We start from the raw sequence: 18,396 nt of genomic DNA, 5'->3' as shown, positions 1-18,396 counted from the left end.
GCAGGGTGTCGGCCGCGCGCGACGCGTTCATGGCCGGATGGGCGCCGGAACGCGCGTGCGTCGAGGAAGTCGGGTGGGGCCGGCCGGTGCCGGCCCCGTGATTCAGAGCGACTGGCCGAGCTGGTCGAGGATCGCCGGGTTCTCGAGCGTGGACGTGTCCTGCGTGATCGCCTCGCCCTTCGCGAGCGAGCGCAGCAGGCGCCGCATGATCTTGCCCGAGCGCGTCTTCGGCAGGTTGTCGCCGAAGCGGATGTCCTTCGGCTTCGCGATCGGCCCGATCTGCTTGCCGACCCAGTCGCGCAGCGTCTTCGCGAGCGCCGCCGCTTCCTCGCCCTCCGGACGCGAACGCTTCAGCACCACGAACGCGACCACCGCCTCGCCCGTCGTGTCGTCCGGACGGCCGACCACCGCCGCTTCCGCCACCAGCTCATGCGAGACCAGCGCCGACTCGATCTCCATCGTGCCGAGCCGGTGGCCCGACACGTTCAGCACGTCGTCGATGCGGCCCATGATCGTGAAGTAGCCGGTGTCCTTGTCGCGCACCGTGCCATCGCCGGCCAGGTACAGCCGGCCGCCGAGTTCCTCCGGGTAGTAGCTCTTCCTGAACCGCTCCGGGTCGCCCCAGATCGTGCGGATCATCGCCGGCCACGGCCGCTTGACGACCAGGATCCCGCCTTGCCCGTTCGGCACGTCCTGGCCGGTCTCGTCGACCACCGCGGCCATGATGCCCGGCAGCGGCAGCGTGCACGAACCCGGCACCGTCGGCGTCGCGCCCGGCAGCGGCGTGATCATGTGGCCGCCGGTTTCGGTTTGCCACCACGTGTCGACGATCGGGCAGCGCTCCTGGCCGACGTGCTTGTGGTACCACATCCACGCTTCCGGATTGATCGGCTCGCCGACGGTGCCGATGATGCGCAGGCTCGACAGGTCATAGCTCTTCGGATGCACCTTGTCGTCGGCTTCGGCGGCCTTGATCAGCGAACGGATCGCGGTCGGCGCGGTGTAGAACACGGTGACCTTGTGATCGCCGATCATCTTCCAGAAGCGCCCGGCGTCCGGATAGGTCGGCACGCCCTCGAACACGACCTGCGTGCCGCCGCACGCGAGCGGGCCGTACGTGATGTACGTGTGGCCCGTGACCCAGCCGATGTCGGCCGTGCACCAGAACACGTCGGTCGGCTTCCAGTCGAAGGTCCACTTCATCGTCTGCGCGGCCCACAGCAGGTAGCCGCCCGTGCTGTGCTGCACGCCCTTCGGCTTGCCGGTCGAGCCCGACGTATACAGGATGAACAACGGATGCTCGGCACCGACCCATTCCGGCGGGCACGCGTCGGACTCGGCGTCCGCGAGTTCGTGCATCCACAGGTCGCGCCCGGCGTGCCAGTCGACCTTGCCGCCGGTGCGGCGATAGACGACCACGCTCTTCACCGCTTCGCAGCCGCCCATCGCGATGGCCTCGTCGGCGATGCTCTTGAGCGGCAGCGTCTTGCCGCCGCGCGCCTGCTCGTCGGCGGTGATCAGCGCGACCGCGCCGACGTCGACGAGCCGCTCGTTCAGCGATTTCGCGGAGAAGCCGCCGAACACGACCGAGTGGGTCGCGCCGATGCGCGCGCAGGCCTGCATCGCGACGATGCCTTCGATCGACATCGGCATGTAGATGACGACGCGGTCGCCCTTCGCGATCCCGCGTTTCTTCAGCGCATTCGCGAAGCGCGACACGCGTGCGAGGAGAGCGGCGTAGGTGACGCGCGTGACGGTGCCGTCGTCGGCCTCGAAGATCACCGCGACGCGCTCGCCGTTGCCGGCTTCGACGTGACGGTCGAGGCAGTTGTACGACGCGTTGAGTTCGCCGTCGTCGAACCACTTGTAGAACGGTGCGTCGCTCTCGTCGAGCACCTTCGTGAACGGCTTGTGCCAGCTGAGGCCTTCGCGGGCAAGACGCGCCCAGAAGCCCTCGTAATCGCGCTCGGCTTCGGCGGCCAGCGCCTGGTAGGCCGGCATGCCGGAAAGGGTTGCGCGCTCGCGCGTGTCGGCCGTCGGTTCGAAGATTCGGCGTTCCTGAAGGATCGATACGAGGGCGGTCAAGGTGTTCTCCATGGAAATCGTAGTGTGTGGCCTGAGGGTTGAAACGCAACTTGCATGCCAATCGCTTGGATATTCGAACGGAGCGGCGTGTGTGCGCTCTGTCATGCTGTTCCCGTCGATCGATCTGCACTGCAAAGCAATGAAAAAGAGGACGGTCGGTGTACCTGTCGGCTTGCCGCTTGCGTCGAAATGCAGCAGACGTGTTGCAGACGTCAACACGGCGTGCGGTGAGCGCCGCCCGCGATGCCGCCACGTGCTACGCGATGAACGACCGGAGCAGGCCGAGCGTGTCGGACGCACGAAGGCGGGCGAGCGCCGACGCCTCGATCTGCCGCACGCGTTCGGCGGACAGGTTCAACTGGCGGCCGATGTCGCGCAGCGAGCAGCCTTCGTCCGTGTGCAGCCCATAGCGCAGCTTGAGGACCATCGCCTCGCGCGGCGGCAGCCGATCGATCACCGCGGCGATCGTGCGGCGCAACTGCGTGGCGCCGGCCGCGTCTTCGGGAGAAGGCGTCGACGTGTCCGGCGCGACGTCGGCGAACGTCATGTCGCCTTCCGGCGAGACCGGCACGTCGGCCGAGACCGGTTCCTTCACGATGGCCATCAGGTCGCGCACCTTGTCGACCGGCTCGCCCATGTGGACGGCCAGTTCGGCCGGCGTCGCCGCGGTGCCCGCGCGCTGCCGATGCTCGCGCGCGAGCCGCGACAGCTTGTTCAGCGCGTCGACCGTATGCGTCGGCACGCGGATCGTGCGGCCGAGGTCGGCGAGCGCATGCGTGATCGCCTGCCGGATCCACCAGGTCGCGTAAGTCGAGAACCGGAAGCCGCGCCGGTAGTCGTAGCGCTCGATGGCCTTCAACAGTCCGATGTTGCCTTCCTGGATCAGGTCGGCGAACGGCAGGCCGCGATCCGGATAGCGCTTCGCAATCGACACGACGAGTCGCAGGTTCGCATCGAACAAACCCGTCCTCGCCGGCTGCATCGCGCGTTCGATCGCGCCGAGCCGTGCATCGAGCGACGCGGTCGCGCCGGGCGGCAGTTCCGATGCGCGGGCAGCGCGCGCGATCGCGTCGCGTGCATCGACGAACTCGGCCGCCCGTCTCGTCAGCGTCGGCGCGCAGGCCGGGTGGACCGCGATGCATGACGCGAGCCAGCCGGCGTGATCGTCGTCGGCCGCCTGCGCGAACGACGGCGGGACGCCGACGTCGGCCAGCATCCGCTCCAGCCGGCCCCGCAACGCGCGGTGCCGGCGTGCGCGGCCGCGCAACGGCTCGCTCATTCGCTCGAGCGCGCGGGCAGACAAGCCCAAGGTGCGGAGCAGTGCCGCGGCGTCACGTACGTGCGAGCGATATGCGGCGCAAGCGCTGCCGCCGGACGCGAGCGCCGCGCGCATGCCGTGCGCAAGTGCGTCGATGCGTGCGAGCCGCGCCACGACCGCGTTGCGCCAGGCCGAATCCTCGGTCTGCGCATCGGCCTCCGTATCGTCGTCGCGCGCGGGTTCGCCGGCGGCGGTGGGCGACGCGTCCGCCTCGGCGTGATCGGCCGTCGTGTCGTCGCGCGGGCCGTCGTCGAGAAAGATCACATAGGTCGAGGCGGCGGCCCGGCATTGCGCGATCTCGACGCGGATCGACACGAGCGCGTCGAGCGCATCGGGGTCGCCGCACAGCACTGCGGCAGATGCGGCGCGGCCGCGCTCGATCCGCCGCGCGTACGCGAATTCCTCGTCGCGCGTGAGGAGCGGCGTCGTGCCCATCTCGCGCAGGTACAGCCGGACCGGATCGGTCGTGCGCGGCGCGAGCAGGTCGGCCGCGGCGAGCGTGCCGGCGCCGTCGGCCCACGCGCGCGCGGGCGGCGCGGGCCGAAAGTAGCGCTCGAGTGTCCAGCCGCTCGCGGTAGCGGGGCTGTCGCACACCGCGATGCCGAGTTCGCCGAGCACCGCCGCCACCGTATCGACGCCGCTGTCGTTCGCATCATCGTCGGGCAGCGCGTCGATGATGTCGCCGCGCGTGACGAAGCCGCGCGACAGGCCGGTCGCGATCAGCGCGTGGAGATGCGCGACGGCGTGCGGCGCTGCGCCGTCGTCGCGGCCGGCCGTGGGCGCCGGTGTGTGCCGCGCCGGCATCCCGTCGCGCGACGCGTCACGCGCGCTTCGCATACACGTTGCACCAGCCGTCCGCCGCGACCGACTTGCCGCCGAACATCGGGCACGTGCCGCTCGCATCGGCCGCCTCGCCCTTGTAGAAGCGGCAGTTCGAGCAGCGCTGGCCGGCCTGGTATTTCGGGAACTGCGCGGCGTCGACGGCGGACGCATGTGCGCGATAGCCGAGCGTCTTCGCGGCGGCGTCGTTCTCATCGACGAGCGGCGGCGCCGCACATGCCGTGCGCCCGGCGGCGAGCGCGGCGCACAGGCCGAGGGTATTGACGATGAAGATTCTGCGGGAGGTCGGGTACGTCACGGTCGTGTCCTGGTCGAGATGAAATCGTGGGGACGGGCGCGGCCCGCATCGCGTGGCGAAGCCGCTTGCCCGGTGTTACTGGCTTGCGTTCGCGTCCTTGTGTGCAGCCGGGCCGGCGATGAGCGGCGCGGTCGACGCGCGTGCGGCATTGGCCGTCAGCTTGTTCTTGCTGGCGATATAGCCGTTCGACGCGAGCAGGAAGGCCATCAGGTCGGCGTATTCGTCGTCCTTGAGTTTGCCGGGCTGGTCGGCCGGCATGTTGGTCGCCATGTAGCCGAACACGCCGCCGATCGTCAGGTGCGAATGCGACAGCGGTGCGAACGACGTGCCGCTCAACGCGGGCGCGGTGTTGCCTTCGAGGTCGGCGCCGTGGCATTTCGCACATGCATTGCCGTAGAGTTCCTTGCCGTGCGCGGCTTGTGTGGCGTCGAATGTGGGTGCGGGGTCGCCGGTGCCTGCGGCGACGCGGATGAAGCCGCCGCCGGCAGTCACGTTGCGCGCCCGCAGGAGGCCGCCCGGGTGACGGCCGCCGGCTGCCGTCGCGCCGTCGAGGAAGCGCGTTGGCGTGCGCGACTCGTGCGCTTCGAGTGCGCTGCCGGGTAGCGCCCACTTGCGGGTCAGCGCGGCCAGCCGGCCGTTGTTCTTCATGTGCGTGAGGGCCGCGTCGATACGCTGCTGCAGCGCGGCCGAGCGCGGTGCGAACGCGAACGTGAGCTGCCACTCAGCATACGGCGACGACGTTGCGCCGATGCGGAACGCCTGCTTCGGATGCGCGGCCTGATACGCGACGACCGCCGGATACCAGACGATCGCGCGATGCGCGCGGCCGCGGGCGACCGCGTCGACGGTTTGCTCGGACGTGTTCTCGAGATCGAAGCGCGCGTCCTTCTGCTGGACCGCGATCAGCTGCGCGGGGCTCGCGTAGGTGGCCGCGACGATTTCGCGGCCGGCCGTCGGGGTGCCGGCGTCGCGGCGCGTGACGCTCACGTAGCCCGAGCGCAGGTAGCCCTGCGAGAACAGCAGCTTCGTATCGGATGCGTCGGCGATCGCCGAGCGCGGGAAGCCGGCGAGCACGTCGCAATCGCGTTCGAGGATGCCGGCGAGCTCGTGCGCGGACACGCCGTCGTCGTCGCTGCCGCCCGCGTCGTGCGCGGAGAAGGTGGCGGCGATGCCGGCCGTGCGGAACACGTCGCGGGCGACGGCCTTGTCGAGCGCGGCCGTCGGCGTGCCGGGCAGCGAGCAGACGCGCACCGGCGTCGCGGCCGTGGACGGCACCGGGAGCAGCACCGTGCCTGCCGCGAGCGCGCAGGCCACGGCGAGGCGGGAAAGTGGAAGGTTCATGATCGTCGCTCGGTTGGAAACGGGGGAGGCACCCGCGCCGGCGGCGCGGGCGCAATACGGTCGGCCGGGTGGAGATCAGCCGCGGTCGAGGGCGAATACGTACAGCGTGCCGCCGCGCGGCACGTCGTCCGCCGCCTTGGCCATCGGCCCGCCCCAGATCGGGTTCGCGCCGCCGTAGCCGGCGAGTACCGCTACGTATTCCTTACCATCGACTTCAAACACCGAAGGCTGCGCGATGATCCCGCTCGCAAGCTTCGGGCTTTCCCACAGCACCTTGCCGGTCGACACGTCGAATGCGTACAGGTGGCCGTCGAGCGAGCCGCTGAACGCGAGGCCGCTCGCGGTCGTCGCGACGCCGCCGTTCCACGGCAGCTTGCTCCAGTGGCTCCATACCTTCTTGCCGGTGTTCACGTCGATCGCCTGGAGTTCGCCGTAGCCTTCGCTGCCCGGCTCGGGCTTGATCTCGAAGCCTTCGCCGAGATACGGCAGCCCTTCCATGTAGTTGACCGACTTGCCCGACAGGCTCATGCACGCATGCAGCGCCGGCACGATCGCAAGATGGCGTTGCGGGTCGTACGACACCGACCACCAGTTCTTGCCGCCGAGGAAGCTCGGGCACGTGTCGATCGTCGTGCCGACCTTCGGATACTTCGCGGGATCCTGGATCGGCGCGCCGTCTTCCGTGTAGCCGGTGACCGAGGTCGCCTTCACGAACGGCTCCGCATAGATCAGCTTGCCGGTGTCGCGATCGATCGCGTGGAAGTAGCCGTTGCGGTCCGCGTGGATGATTGCGTCGTGTTCCTTGCCCTTGTACTTGATCGTCGCGAGCACCGGCGTGTTGACGCCGTCGTAGTCCCAGGTGTCGTGCTTCGTGTACTGGTAGTGCCACTTGAGGTCGCCGTTCTTCGGGTCCAGCGCGAGCAGCGAATCGGAGTACAGGTTGTCGCCCGGGCGCAGGTCCGCGAGCCACGGCCCCGGATTGCCGACGCCCCAGTACAGCGTGCGCGTCGCCGCGTCGTAGGTGCCGGTCAGCCAGGCCGGTGCGCCGCCGTGCGCCTGCATGCCGTCGGGCCAGGTATCGGCGTGCTTCTCGCCCTGGCCGGGGATCGTGAAGCGCTTCCACAGCAGTGCGCCGTCGGTCGGGCTGAGCGCGGCGATGAAGCCGCGCGCGCCGTATTCGCCGCCCGAGCTGCCGACGACGATCGCGCCGTCGATCGCGAGCGGCGCGAGCGAGAACGCGTAGCCGAGCCCCGGCTCGAACATCTGCTTCTTCCACACGAGCGCGCCGGTCTGCGCATCGAGCGCGGCCACTTCGCCGCTCAGCATCGCGACGTAGACGTTCTTGCCGTACAGCGCGACGCCGCGGTTCACGACGTCGCAGCAGGCCGTCTTGAACGATTCCGCGCCGAGCTTCGGCTCGTATTTCCACAGCTGCGCGCCGGTGGCCGCGTCGAACGCGTACACGTTGTCCTTCGGCGTGGTCACGAACAGGTAGCGGCCGTTGACGATCGGCGTGGCTTCGAAACCCTGCTTCAACTCGGCCGGAAACTTGTAGCTCCACGCCTGCGTGAGCTGCTTCACGTTCGACGTGTCGATCTGCTTGAGCGGCGAATGCGACTGGCCGTTGTACGTGCGGTAGTAGGTGAGCCAGCCCGGATCGCGTTGCGCGTCCGTGAGCCGCTGGTACGTGACGGCCGGATAGTCCGCGGCGGCGTCCACGAGGCCGGGATTCAAGACGATGGCGACGGCTGCCGCGATGCCGATCGTTGCCAGTCGGCGCGTCGAAGCCGAGAGTTTTTTCATGGTTGTCTCCTGAGTCATTGTGGTCGCACCGCGGCCAACGCGTGGCCGGGCCGGCAGGGTTGGGATCCGGGTCCAGTGCGCAGCCAATCATGCAAATCGCATGCCACTGCGGTGAGCGCCTTGCCGCGCAACGCGCAGCGGCCGATTGCGCGCGCGGCGGCGACGCGTGCGACGCAGTGCGGGTGATCCGCGGGTGTTGCGTTCGGGGACAGCCGCGGGCGGAGTGTTGCGAAACATGACAGTGCGTCGATGGCGGTGCGCGGCGCATCGCGTGCGATGGCGCGTGTTCGTTCGGTGCGCTCTTTGGAGGCGTGCACGCGCAGCGCATGATCGGTGATCGGCGTCGAAGGGGAGACCCGATCGTGCTCGGTGACGGGGCGCATGCAATCGGCAGCCACGGGCCGTTCGCCCTTGGCGTGTGACGGCCAGCGCTGCCGCGTCACTGATCCAGATAGAGACAGGTGCGACAGCGGTGACACGAACTGCAACAGGGACGCGCCGCGCGACGCTGCATGGCGGCGGTCGCATCGCGCCGGCGGGGCCGTGCGTGCGTCGGCATGCTTCTTGCCGCTGTCGACCTCAAACGATCGCGTGCGGTGACACAGCGCAATGACCGTACTGATGCCGGCCGCAGTTCCGGTTGATTAAAGCAGCGTCGATTGCCGTCCACGCATCGTTATGGATAACGACATAAATAGACAGAAAGAGGAGACATGGAGATGAAGGAAACCGATGCGTCGACGCGCCGCTTCGTCGCCCGGCGCGCGGGCGTCATGCTGTGCGTCGGCAGCATGCTCGGCGGCTGGTTGACGCCTGCATGCGCGCAGGTCGAGCCGACTGGCAACACTGATGCGCCGATGCTCGCGCCGATCGTCGTCGTCGGTACGACACCGCTGCTCGGGATCGGCACGCCGCTGTCGCGCGTGCCGGCCAACGTCCAGACGATTCGCGGCGACGACATCGCGCGTCAGCACGACAGCGTATTGACCGACTATCTGGAGAAGAACGTCTCGAGCATCGACGTCGACGAAGCACAGGGCAACCCGTACCAGGCGGACGTGACCTACCGAGGCTTCACGGCGTCGCCGGTCGTCGGCACGCCGCAGGGCTTGTCGGTGTTCGTCGACGGCGTGCGCGTCAACGAGCCGTTCGGTGACGTCGTGAACTGGGATCTCATCCCGCAAGCGGCGATCGACACGATGCAGCTGATCCCCGGCTCGAATCCGACCTACGGGCTCAACACGCTGGGCGGCGCGCTCGCGATCACGACGAAGAACGGCAGCACGAGCCCGGGCGGCGCCGTGCAGGTGTCGGTCGGGTCGTGGGGACGCAAGACCGTGCAGATCGAGCAGGGCGGACGCATCGGCAGCCACCTCGACTACTACGTGACGGGTAACGTCACGAACGACAACGGCTGGGCCGATCACAACGCGAGCCGCGTGCGGCAGGGATTCGGCAAGCTGCGCTACACGGACGCCGATACGACGCTGTCGGTCTCGGCCGGCGGGGCGGACAACGCGCTGCAAGGCACGCAGACGATTCCGCGCTCGTTTCTCGACAATCGCGCGCAGGCCTATACCTATCCCGACCTGAATCGCAACCGCGCCGCGTACGTCACAGTGTCGGGCGATCATTCGTTCAACGACCAGGTGCAGCTCAGCGGCAACGTCTATTACCGCCACTACCGCAACGCCAATACCAGCAGCAACGTGAACGACGATTTCGGCAGCGTCGACGCCGCCGGCCAGACCGACACCGTGCAGGCGAGCAACGACCGGTCGGTGATCACGACCGACAGCTACGGCGCGAACCTGCAGCTGACGCTGCTCGGCAAGCTCGCCGGCATGGACAACCAGTTCGTCGTGGGCGTGTCCGCCGATCTCGCGAACTCGGGTTTCGACCAGTCGTCGCAGGATGCGGCGTTCACGGACACGCGCGCGACGCTCGGCATCGGCGACTTCATGCAGACGACGCGCGCGAAGACGCGCAACGCGAACTACGGCGTCTACTTCGACGACACGCTGGCGCTCACGCAGCAATGGTCGCTGACGCTGGCCGGGCGCTACAACGGGTCGCGCTCGGCGATCGAGGACGTGAGTGGCCGGCAGCCGTTGCTCACCGCGCGTCACACGTTCTCGCGGTTCAATCCGGCCGTCGGCGTCACGTGGAATCCGGTGCCGGGGTTCACCGCGTATGCGACGTACAACGAAGGGATGCGCTCGCCGACCGCGATCGAGCTCGCGTGCGCCGATCCGGCCGCGCCGTGCTCGCTGCCGAACGATTTCCTCGCCGATCCGGCGCTCAAGCCCGTGATCGCGAAGACGCTTGAGCTGGGCGCGCGCGGCCGGGCCGGCGACGCGACGACGTGGAGCGCGGCCGTCTACGACACGACGCTCGACGACGACATCCAGTTCATCAGCAGCAACGGCGGCGCGAGCACGCTCGGCTATTTCCAGAATGTCGGCAAGACGCGCCGGCAAGGCTTCGAACTCGCGGGCCATACGCGGCTGGGGCCGGTCGGGATCGGCGTCGGCTACAGCTATGTCGACGCCCGCTACCGTTCGACGTGGACCGAAAGCAGCGCGAGCAATTCGAGCGCCGATGCGCACGGCAACATCGTCGTCCGCTCCGGCGACCGCATTCCCGGCATTGCGTCGAGCACCGTGAAGCTGCGGCTCGACTATGCGGCGACACCGAAGTGGAACGTCGGCACCCACATCACGTACCGCAGCGGCGTGTTCGCGCGCGGCGACGAGAACAACCAGGACGCGAGCGGCAAGGTCCCCGGCTACTTCCTGATCGACCTCGACACGACCTGGCAGGTCACGAAGCAGCTGCAACTGTTCGTGTCGGTCACCAACCTGCTCGACAAGCGCTACGCGAGCTTCGGGATGCTCGGGCGGAACTTCTTCAACGGCCCGAATCACGCGTTCGACGGGCTCAATCCGGTCAACGAGTTGTTCGTCGGGCCGGGTGCGCCGCGCGGCGCGTGGGTCGGCGCGCGCTATGCGTGGGACTGAGCGGGCGATCCGGCATGCGGCGGTGCGTCGGCGGCGGCGGTCAGCATCGCGCGCACCGCGCGCGCGACGCCATGCGCGAGCGCGGCGTCGCTCGCGAGATGCCCGGCCCGCACGCGCTCGACGATGGCGGCCGGCACCGCGCGCGCGAGACGGTCGACGTTGTCGACCGGGCACACGCGGTCGCGCGTGCCGTGCACGGCGTGCAGCGGCACGCCGGCCTGTGTGGCCTGTCGCGCCAGCGCGAGCAGCCGGCGCTCGCCGAGCCAGCACGCACGTTGCAGGTAATGCGCCTGGATCCGGTATTTGTCGATCAGCCGGTCGACGGTGCGTTGGGTCGGGCGCGCACCGCGTGCCGGCCGCCCGGTCAGGATCGCGTCTTCATATGCGCTCCACGCGAGCGCGACCGCGCGTTGCCGCGCCGCCCCGGCGCCCGGCTGCAGACGCCGCGCGCAGCAGCCGATCAGGCGATCGGCACGCGTGGTGCCGGCGGCGGCGGTCAGGCGCTGCCATGCCCGCGGTGCCCGCGCACGCGCGCCGACGAACAGGCCGCACACTTCGCGCGTCGACGTGAGGAACAACCCGCGCAGCACGACGCCGGTCACGCGCGACGGATGCCGTCCCGCGTATGCGAGCGCGAGCGCCGCGCCCCACGATCCGCCGACGACACCCCAGCGTGCGATGCCCAACTGCGCGCGCAGCGCGTCGAGGTCGCCGATCAGGCGCATCGTATTGTTGTGACGCAGGCCGCCGCGCGGCGTCGACGCACCCGCGCCGCGCTGGTCGACCAGCACGACGCGCGCCCGCGTCAGATCGAACATATGCAGCACCGCTGCGGGCCGGCTGCCGCTGCCGGGGCCGCCGTGCAGCACGACGACGGGCTGGCCGAGCGGATTGCCGGCTTCCGTCCACGCGATCCGGCATGCGTCGCGGGACAGGGCGGGCGGGGAGCCGGAAGTAGCGCGGCGCGGTCTGTGTGGTCGGTGCGTCATGTCGTCGAGGCGTTCAGGCGTCGGAGTCAGGGTAATGGCCGATGCGGCGGGGAAGCCCAAACCGGCCGCAGCTTGACCGACGTCAAAGCCAGAATCGCGCCAGCAACGACGATCGGAATCGACCGGTAACGGCGACGGGTGAATTCGCGATGGATCTCACGTCGGCTGTCGTCGCGCCGCTTGCGTCGCGAGCGCCGGGCGGTTGCTTGCATCTTGCTTTCATTGGGCGCTGAGGCCGCGATACACGACGCTCGGCTGGAGCATCGTAGGCAGCGTGGCCCGAAGTTTGCTTGATTCAGGACAAACAGTCCGGCACCGACCGGAAGGATCCCCGGAGGAGACAATGCGCGATGACGTTCATCCGACGGCCAACGCACGGGCCACGCCTGCGCCCGGCTGGCCGACGCCGACGATCCAGAAGTCCCATGAGCGGTCCGAGACGTTCGGTCTGCAGGCGACGGCACGTCCTGACTACGACTTGCTGTCCGGCGCCGCGCTGGCGCTCAAGCGCGAGCAGAACCGCGTGCTGTGCGTGCATGCGATGCCGGTGATGGAGACGCTGCACGAGCAGATCGTCAATACGCAAAGCATGATCGTGCTGACCGATGCGGAAGGGTTGATCCTGCATTCGATCGGCGACGACGATTTCCTGCGGCGCGCGGAACGGGTCGCGCTGCGTCCCGGCGCGAACTGGGCGGAGAACCGGCAGGGCACCAACGCGATCGGCACCGCGCTCGCGGAGCTGTGCCCGATGGTCGTGCACGGCGACCAGCACTTCCTGGCCGCGAACCATTTCCTGACCTGCTCGAGCGTGCCGATCCTCGATCCGTACGGCGACGCGATCGGCGTGCTCGACGTGACGGGCGATCACCGCAGCTATCACCAGCACACGATGGCGCTTGCGAAGATGTCGGTGCAGATGATCGAGAACCACCTGTTCACGACGACCTTCCAGGAGACGCTGCAGGTGTCGTTCCACGGTCGCCCCGAATTCCTCGGCACCTTGATGGAAGGGATCGTCGCGTTTACCGCGGACGGCCGTTTCCTGTCGGCCAACCGCAGCGCGCAGTTCCAGCTCGGGATGCCGCTCGCCGCGCTGCGCGCGCATACGCTCGCGTCGCTGTTCGACGTGACGAGCGCGCAGCTGATCGACCGGATGCGCGCAAGCAATGAGCCGCACGTGTCGCTGAACCTCGGCAACGGCGCGGTGGTCTGCGCGCGCGTGCAGTTCCGGCGCGCGTTGCGGGCCGAGGGCAGCCGGCCCGCCGAAGTGCACGACGGCGCCGCGCCGGCCACGCGGCCGCCGGCTGCGCAAGGCGCGGCGAACCTGTCGCGGCTCAGCTATCTCGACACCGGCGATCCGCAGGTGGCGGCGGTGATCGCGAAGGTCCGCAAGGTGATCGGCAAGGACATTCCGGTGCTGATCACCGGCGAAACCGGCACCGGCAAGGAACTGCTCGCGCAGGCGATCCACAACGACTCGCCGCGCCGCGACGGGCCGTTCGTCGCTGTCAACTGCGCATCGATTCCCGAGACGCTGATCGAATCCGAGCTGTTCGGCTACGAGGAGGGGGCGTTCACCGGCGCACGCCGCAAGGGCGCGACCGGCAAGCTGCTGCAGGCGAACGGCGGCACGCTGTTTCTCGATGAAATCGGCGACATGCCGTATCCGCTGCAGGTGCGGTTGCTGCGCGTGCTGCAGGAGCGCATCGTCAATCCGCTCGGCTCGACGAAGGCGATCGGCGTCGACATCGCGATCATCTGCGCGACGCACCGCGACCTGCGCGACATGATTGCGCAGAACCGTTTTCGCGAGGACCTGTATTACCGGCTCAACGGCCTCGTCGTGCGCCTGCCGCCGCTGCGCGATCGCACGGATCTCGCGGTGGTCGTCCAGAAGATGCTGCAACGGGAAACGCTGTCGGGGCCCGGGCGCCGGCCGCTGAGCGTCGCGCCCGACGTGATGGCGCTGTTCGAGCGCTGCGCGTGGCCGGGCAACTTCCGGCAGCTCGCGAACCTGCTGCGTACGGCGGCCGCGATGGTCGACGACGACTGCGAGATCCGCTGCGAGCATTTGCCGGACGACTTCTTCGACGACGTGCGGCCCGACGACGGGCCGGCGGCACAAGGCGCCTGCACCCAGCCGCAGGCCGCGCCAACGCCTGCGTTCGCGGCCTGCGATGCGCGCTTGCAGGACGTGGCCGCGTCCGCGATTGCGGCCGCGCTCGCGCGTCATGGCGGCAACGTGTCTGCTGCTGCACGGGCGCTCGGCGTGTCGCGCAACACGATCTACCGCAAGATGCCGGCTGCCGGACCCGATGCGCTGGAGCCCGACGAGCGCTGACGGCGGCGCGACTGTTCCACGGGTGTGTCAGGTTGCAACACCCGGTGTTCAAGGATTCAACACCTGCTCAACCGGACACGCATGCCGCGAGCCTTAGGTGAAAGGTTGATGAAATATCTATGTATGGAAGTAGAAATAATGCCGGTGGCGTGACCACCCGGCGGCTGCCGCACGTCCTCGCGCGCGGCTGCGCGACACAAATCCGGCCCCGGCACGCTCCTTGCTGAATGGGTATCGGCCGCTCGATCGATGCGGTTGTTATCGACTCACTCACTCAACAAGGAGACACATCATGCAGTGGACCACGCCGGCTTATACCGACCTGCGTTTCGGTTTCGAAATCACGATGTACATCGCCAACCGCTGATCGACGCGCGCAGTGCCGCCCGCATCGACGGACACGATGCGGGCGGCACCGGGAGCACACGCAGATGAAGATCAAGATACTCGGCTCGGGCGCCGGCGGCGGATTGCCGCAATGGAACTGCAACTGCGGCAACTGCCGTCGCGCGCGGGCCGGCACCGACGGCATCGTGCCGCGCACGCAATCGTCGATCGCGGTCAGCGGCGACGGCATCGACTGGGTGCTGGTGAACGCGTCGCCGGACATCCTCGCGCAGCTGCGCGCCGATCCCGACCTGCAGCCGGCCCGCGCGATCCGCGACAGCGCGATCGTCGCCGTCGTGCTGTGCGACGCGCAGATCGATCACGTGACGGGCTTGCTGATGCTGCGCGAGCGCACGTCGCCGTTGCCGCTGTACGCGAGCGCCCCCGTACTCGACGATTTGTCGACGGGGCTGCCGCTCGTGCCGCTGCTCGGCCACTACTGCGGCGTCGACGTACACCCGATCGCGCCGGGCGAACCGTTCGCGATTCCCGGCGCCGGCGGCATCCGCTTCACCGCCGTGCCCGTCGACAGCAAGCCGCCGCCTTATTCGCCGCGGCGTGCGGCAGGCGTGCCTGGCGACAACATCGCACTCCTGATCGAAGATGTGGCCACGGGCCGCCAGGCATTCTACGCACCGGGGCTCGCCGACGTCGACGACGACGTGCGCGCCGCGATGCGCGACGCCGATCTCGTGCTGGTGGACGGCACGTTCTGGACCGGCACGGAAATGATCGACCTCGGCCTGTCGTCGAAGCACGCGGCCGACATGGGGCATCTCGCGCAGTGCGGCGACGCGGCGCAGCCGGGGATGATCGACCGGCTTCGGCCGTTGCCGGCGCATACGCGCAAGGTCCTCACGCACATCAACAACACGAATCCGATTCTCGACCCCGGTTCAGCGCAGCGTGCGCAGTTGCGCGAGCACGGCATCGAGGTCGCCCACGACGGCATGCAATTCGAGATCTGACCTTGACGTCCTCACCCGCCTAAAGGCAGGTGATTCCCACACCTGGCGATGCACGTCCGCATCGGAGAATGTTCAGCGCAGCGTTGATATCACGATCATGCTCGACACCACAGTCACTGCAGGCCCATTCTCTTATTCGCAGTCCCGCGATACCTTTCGGCCGCGTCGTGCTGTCTTTCGACCCGCACGACGAACAGGACTGGGTAGAACCGCTTTCGTCGACTTCCTCGAACGTGGCCCCGTGCGCCATCGCCTTGTAACGGAGCTTGTTTCGGAAGGACGACCAGGATGCGTCGTAGACGCTCTTCGCCATCCTGGTTCTGGCGAGCTTCGCGGCCGACACGTTGCCGACCGCGAGGTAATCGAAACGCCGCACCAGATCGAGCGCGAGCTTGTGCTGGAAATCGGCACGGGCATTCGCCACTTTGGCGTGCAGCTTCGCGATATGTCGCTTGTGCTTGCGCGCCCGTTGAGCTTTCGCCAGTTTCTCCGCCGCGCGTCGGCCGAATCGGTCATTGGGCAGCTTTTCGCCGGTCGAGAGTGTGGCGAAGTCTTTCAGGCCGAGATCGATGCCAACACCGGAACGGACCGGGCGGGCCTGAACATCGGGCATCTCGATCACGATGTTGAGAAACCAGTTGCCACGTGCATCCTGCGCAAAGGTGGTCCCATCCTTGATCTTGCCTTCGGGAAGCGCCCGGCTGTGGAATACCCGAAACGTGTTGCCGGCGAAACGGAATGCGTCACCCTCGCGCTTCAGGTCACGCCCCTTCAGCGGCACCCAGCCCAGCGATTTCCTGCCGCGATAGCGCAGGTAGGGTCGACGGCGCTGACTGCGCGACTTCGCATATTGCTCGCACGTCGCGTTGACCGTGCCGGAGTGGATGCCGAGCGCCTTGCTGCTCCCCGTCGTCAGCACGTTCAGATCGAATCCCGTCGGCCATTTCTTGCTCCACTTGAGCGCGTGCTTCTGCGTGTCATTGCAGAAGTTCCAGACGTAGTTCACCGCACGGCTCTGCTTGTTGAGCAGTCCGTTGAGCGACTTCACGCGGTAGCGGTAGACAAGAATCATGCCGGTGATCCTAACCCGTGGAAGAAGCTGCCTGTCAACAGCACTCCTTTCCTTCCCGCCATCCGCCCCGAAGGAAGTCCCCTTGGGGGAAATGGCGGGGTTTCTCGGAGCAAATTCTGATGAACGCACCGATTCCCGCCGCGGCGCTGCACGCGACGCCCTGGCGTGCGCAGGAGTTCGAGGCGCGCCTGCGCGCGCTCGAAGCGCGCTACCACATCCATCATCCGTTCAACCGGCGCCTGAATGCCGGCGCGTGCTCGCCTGAGCAGATTCGCGGCTGGGTCGCGAACCGCTTCTACTACCAGATCAGCATTCCGCTGAAGGACGCGGCGATCCTGTCCAATTGCTCGGACCGCGATACGCGCCGGCTGTGGGTCGAGCGGATTCTCGATCACGATGGTCACGGCGGCCAGGAAGGCGGGATCGAGGCATGGGCGCGGCTCGGCGAAGCGGTCGGCATCGAGCGCGCGGAACTGTGGTCGCTCGCGCACGTGCTGCCCGGCGTGCGGTTCGCGGTCGACGCGTACGTCAATTTCGCGCGGCATGCGCCGTGGCAGGAAGCCGTGTGCTCGTCGCTGACCGAGATGTTCGCGCCGCAGATCCACCTCGACCGGCTCGCGGGCTGGCCGTCCCACTATCCGTGGATCGAGGCGGACGGGCTGCAGTATTTCCGCAGCCGCGTGCCGCTCGCGCAGCGCGACGTCGAGCACGGGCTCGCGGTGACGCTGAACCATTTCACGACACCGGACGCGCAACGGCGCGCGCTCGACATCCTGTCGTTCAAGCTCGATGTGCTGTGGTCGATTCTCGACGCGATTGAAAAGGCGTACCCCGCTTGACGTCCTCACCCGCCTAAAGGCAGGTAATTCCCACACCTGGCGATGCACGTCCGCATCGGAGAATGTTCAGCGCAGCGTTGATATCACGATCATGCTCGACACCACAGTCACTACAGGCCCACTCTCTCATTCGCAGTCCCGCGATACCTTTCGGCCGCGTCGTGCTGTCTTTCGATCCGCACGCCGAACAGGACTGGGTAGAACCGCTTTCGTCGACTTCCTCGAACGTGGCTCCGTGCGCGATCGCTTTGTAGCGGAGCTTGTTTCGGAAGGACGACCAGGGCGCGTCGTAGACGCTCTTCGCCATCCTGGTTCTGGCAAGTTTGACGGCAGACACGTTGCCGATCGCGATGTAATCGAAACGCCGCACCAGATCGAGCGCGAGCTTATGCTGGAAATCGGCACGGACATTCGCGACCTTGGCGTGCAGCTTCGCGATATGCCGCTTGTGCTTTCGCACCCGTTGCGCTTTCGCGAGCTTTTCCGCCGCTTGCCGGCCGAACCGATCATTGGGCAACCTCTCGCCGGTCGAAAGTGTGGCGAAGTCTTTCAGGCCGAGATCGATGCCGACACCGGAGCGGATCGGGCGGGCCTGAACATCGGGCATCTCAATCGCGATGTTGAGAAACCAGTTGCCACGGGCATCCTGCGCAAAGTTGGTCCCGTCCTTGATCTTGCCTTCAGGAAGCGGCCGGCTACTGAACACGCGAAAGGTATTGCCGGCGAATCGGAACGCGTCACCCTCGCGCTTCAGGTCACGCCCCTTCAGCGGCACCCAGCCCAGCGATTTCCTGCCGCGATAGCGCAGGTAGGGCCGACGGTTCTTGCTGCGCGACTTCGCGTACTGCTCACACGTTGCATTGACAGTGCCGGAGTGGATGCCGAGTTCCTTGCTACTGCCGGTGGTCAACACGTTCAGTTCAAAACCCGTCGGCCACTTCTTGCTCCACTTGAGCGCGTGCTTCTGCGTGTCATTGCAGAAGTTCCAGACGTAGTTCACCGCACGGCTCTGCTTGTTGAGCAGTCCGTTGAGCGACTTCACGCGGTAGCGGTAGACAAGAATCATGCCGGTGATCCTAACCCGTGGAAGAA

15 protein-coding genes are annotated in these 18,396 nt (G+C 67.7%); 5 read left to right on the top strand and 10 right to left on the bottom strand.

Annotated elements, in window-relative coordinates; genetic code table 11:
* Nucleotides 1–102 precede the first annotated feature (102 nt).
* The 6 genes from acs to LMA02_RS34255 form a co-directional block, all read right to left on the bottom strand.
* Nucleotides 103–2,097, bottom strand: a complete 1,995-nt coding sequence (gene acs / locus LMA02_RS34280; RefSeq protein ID WP_228910307.1) for an acetate--CoA ligase — start codon at nt 2,095–2,097, stop codon at nt 103–105.
* 244 nt (nt 2,098–2,341) lie between these two features.
* Entirely contained in the window at nt 2,342–4,207 is a 1,866-nt protein-coding gene (locus tag LMA02_RS34275) for a sigma-70 family RNA polymerase sigma factor (RefSeq protein ID WP_228910939.1), read from the bottom strand.
* Between the two features lie 16 nt (nt 4,208–4,223).
* The gene (locus tag LMA02_RS34270) at nt 4,224–4,541 is read right to left on the bottom strand and encodes a high-potential iron-sulfur protein (RefSeq protein WP_228910306.1); all 318 of its coding nucleotides are present in this window, start codon (nt 4,539–4,541) and stop codon (nt 4,224–4,226) included.
* 75 nt (nt 4,542–4,616) lie between these two features.
* Nucleotides 4,617–5,882, bottom strand: a complete 1,266-nt coding sequence (locus LMA02_RS34265; protein ID WP_228910305.1) for a c-type cytochrome — start codon at nt 5,880–5,882, stop codon at nt 4,617–4,619.
* 75 nt (nt 5,883–5,957) lie between these two features.
* Entirely contained in the window at nt 5,958–7,685 is a 1,728-nt protein-coding gene (locus tag LMA02_RS34260) for a methanol/ethanol family PQQ-dependent dehydrogenase (protein WP_228910304.1), read from the bottom strand.
* 14 nt (nt 7,686–7,699) lie between these two features.
* Nucleotides 7,700–8,068: a hypothetical protein gene (locus LMA02_RS34255; protein ID WP_228910303.1), complete on the bottom strand. Its 369-nt coding sequence runs from the start codon at nt 8,066–8,068 to the stop codon at nt 7,700–7,702.
* Between the two features lie 336 nt (nt 8,069–8,404).
* Here LMA02_RS34255 and LMA02_RS34250 point away from each other — a divergent pair, with 336 nt between their 5' ends.
* The gene (locus tag LMA02_RS34250) at nt 8,405–10,705 is read left to right on the top strand and encodes a TonB-dependent receptor (RefSeq protein WP_228910302.1); all 2,301 of its coding nucleotides are present in this window, start codon (nt 8,405–8,407) and stop codon (nt 10,703–10,705) included.
* Here LMA02_RS34250 and LMA02_RS34245 read toward each other — a convergent pair.
* Both LMA02_RS34245 and LMA02_RS34240 read right to left on the bottom strand, forming a co-directional pair.
* Nucleotides 10,690–11,694 (bottom strand): alpha/beta fold hydrolase, encoded by a 1,005-nt coding sequence (locus tag LMA02_RS34245; RefSeq protein WP_228910301.1) that lies wholly within the window; start codon nt 11,692–11,694, stop codon nt 10,690–10,692. The genes LMA02_RS34250 and LMA02_RS34245 overlap by 16 nt on opposite strands.
* Before the next feature lie 26 nt (nt 11,695–11,720).
* On the bottom strand, nt 11,721–11,906 hold the full coding sequence (locus LMA02_RS34240) for a hypothetical protein (protein ID WP_228910300.1): 186 nt from the start codon (nt 11,904–11,906) through the stop codon (nt 11,721–11,723).
* A gap of 131 nt (nt 11,907–12,037) precedes the next feature.
* Between LMA02_RS34240 and LMA02_RS34235 the strand changes: the two genes are divergently transcribed.
* The 3 genes from LMA02_RS34235 to pqqB all read left to right on the top strand — a co-directional run bounded on the left by LMA02_RS34235 (nt 12,038) and on the right by pqqB (nt 15,393).
* Nucleotides 12,038–14,038, top strand: coding sequence for a sigma-54-dependent Fis family transcriptional regulator (locus LMA02_RS34235; protein ID WP_228910299.1), 2,001 nt, complete (start codon nt 12,038–12,040; stop codon nt 14,036–14,038).
* A gap of 292 nt (nt 14,039–14,330) precedes the next feature.
* Nucleotides 14,331–14,405 (top strand): pyrroloquinoline quinone precursor peptide PqqA, encoded by a 75-nt coding sequence (pqqA, locus tag LMA02_RS34230; RefSeq protein ID WP_006410019.1) that lies wholly within the window; start codon nt 14,331–14,333, stop codon nt 14,403–14,405.
* A gap of 64 nt (nt 14,406–14,469) precedes the next feature.
* Entirely contained in the window at nt 14,470–15,393 is a 924-nt protein-coding gene (gene pqqB / locus LMA02_RS34225) for a pyrroloquinoline quinone biosynthesis protein PqqB (protein WP_228910298.1), read from the top strand.
* Nucleotides 15,394–15,412: 19 nt separating this feature from the next.
* On the opposite strand, the gene LMA02_RS34220 is transcribed toward pqqB, so the two are convergent.
* A complete protein-coding gene (locus LMA02_RS34220) occupies nt 15,413–16,465 on the bottom strand; it encodes an RNA-guided endonuclease InsQ/TnpB family protein (protein ID WP_228910297.1) in 1,053 nt (350 codons plus the stop codon).
* Between the two features lie 119 nt (nt 16,466–16,584).
* Here LMA02_RS34220 and pqqC point away from each other — a divergent pair, with 119 nt between their 5' ends.
* Complete coding sequence (gene pqqC, locus LMA02_RS34215) at nt 16,585–17,304, top strand: pyrroloquinoline-quinone synthase PqqC (protein ID WP_228910296.1); 720 nt, start codon at nt 16,585–16,587, stop codon at nt 17,302–17,304.
* Nucleotides 17,305–17,317: 13 nt separating this feature from the next.
* Here the strand turns inward: pqqC and LMA02_RS34210 are convergent, their stop codons facing one another.
* On the bottom strand, nt 17,318–18,370 hold the full coding sequence (locus LMA02_RS34210; protein ID WP_228910295.1) for an RNA-guided endonuclease InsQ/TnpB family protein: 1,053 nt from the start codon (nt 18,368–18,370) through the stop codon (nt 17,318–17,320).
* Nucleotides 18,371–18,396: the final 26 nt, after the last annotated feature.

Origin of the sequence: Burkholderia sp. B21-005, from assembly GCF_020843965.1 — a bacterium.
Lineage (GTDB): Bacteria > Pseudomonadota > Gammaproteobacteria > Burkholderiales > Burkholderiaceae > Burkholderia > Burkholderia ambifaria.
Note: the sequence above shows the minus strand (reverse complement) of the source record. Positions and strands in the feature narration are given on the sequence as shown.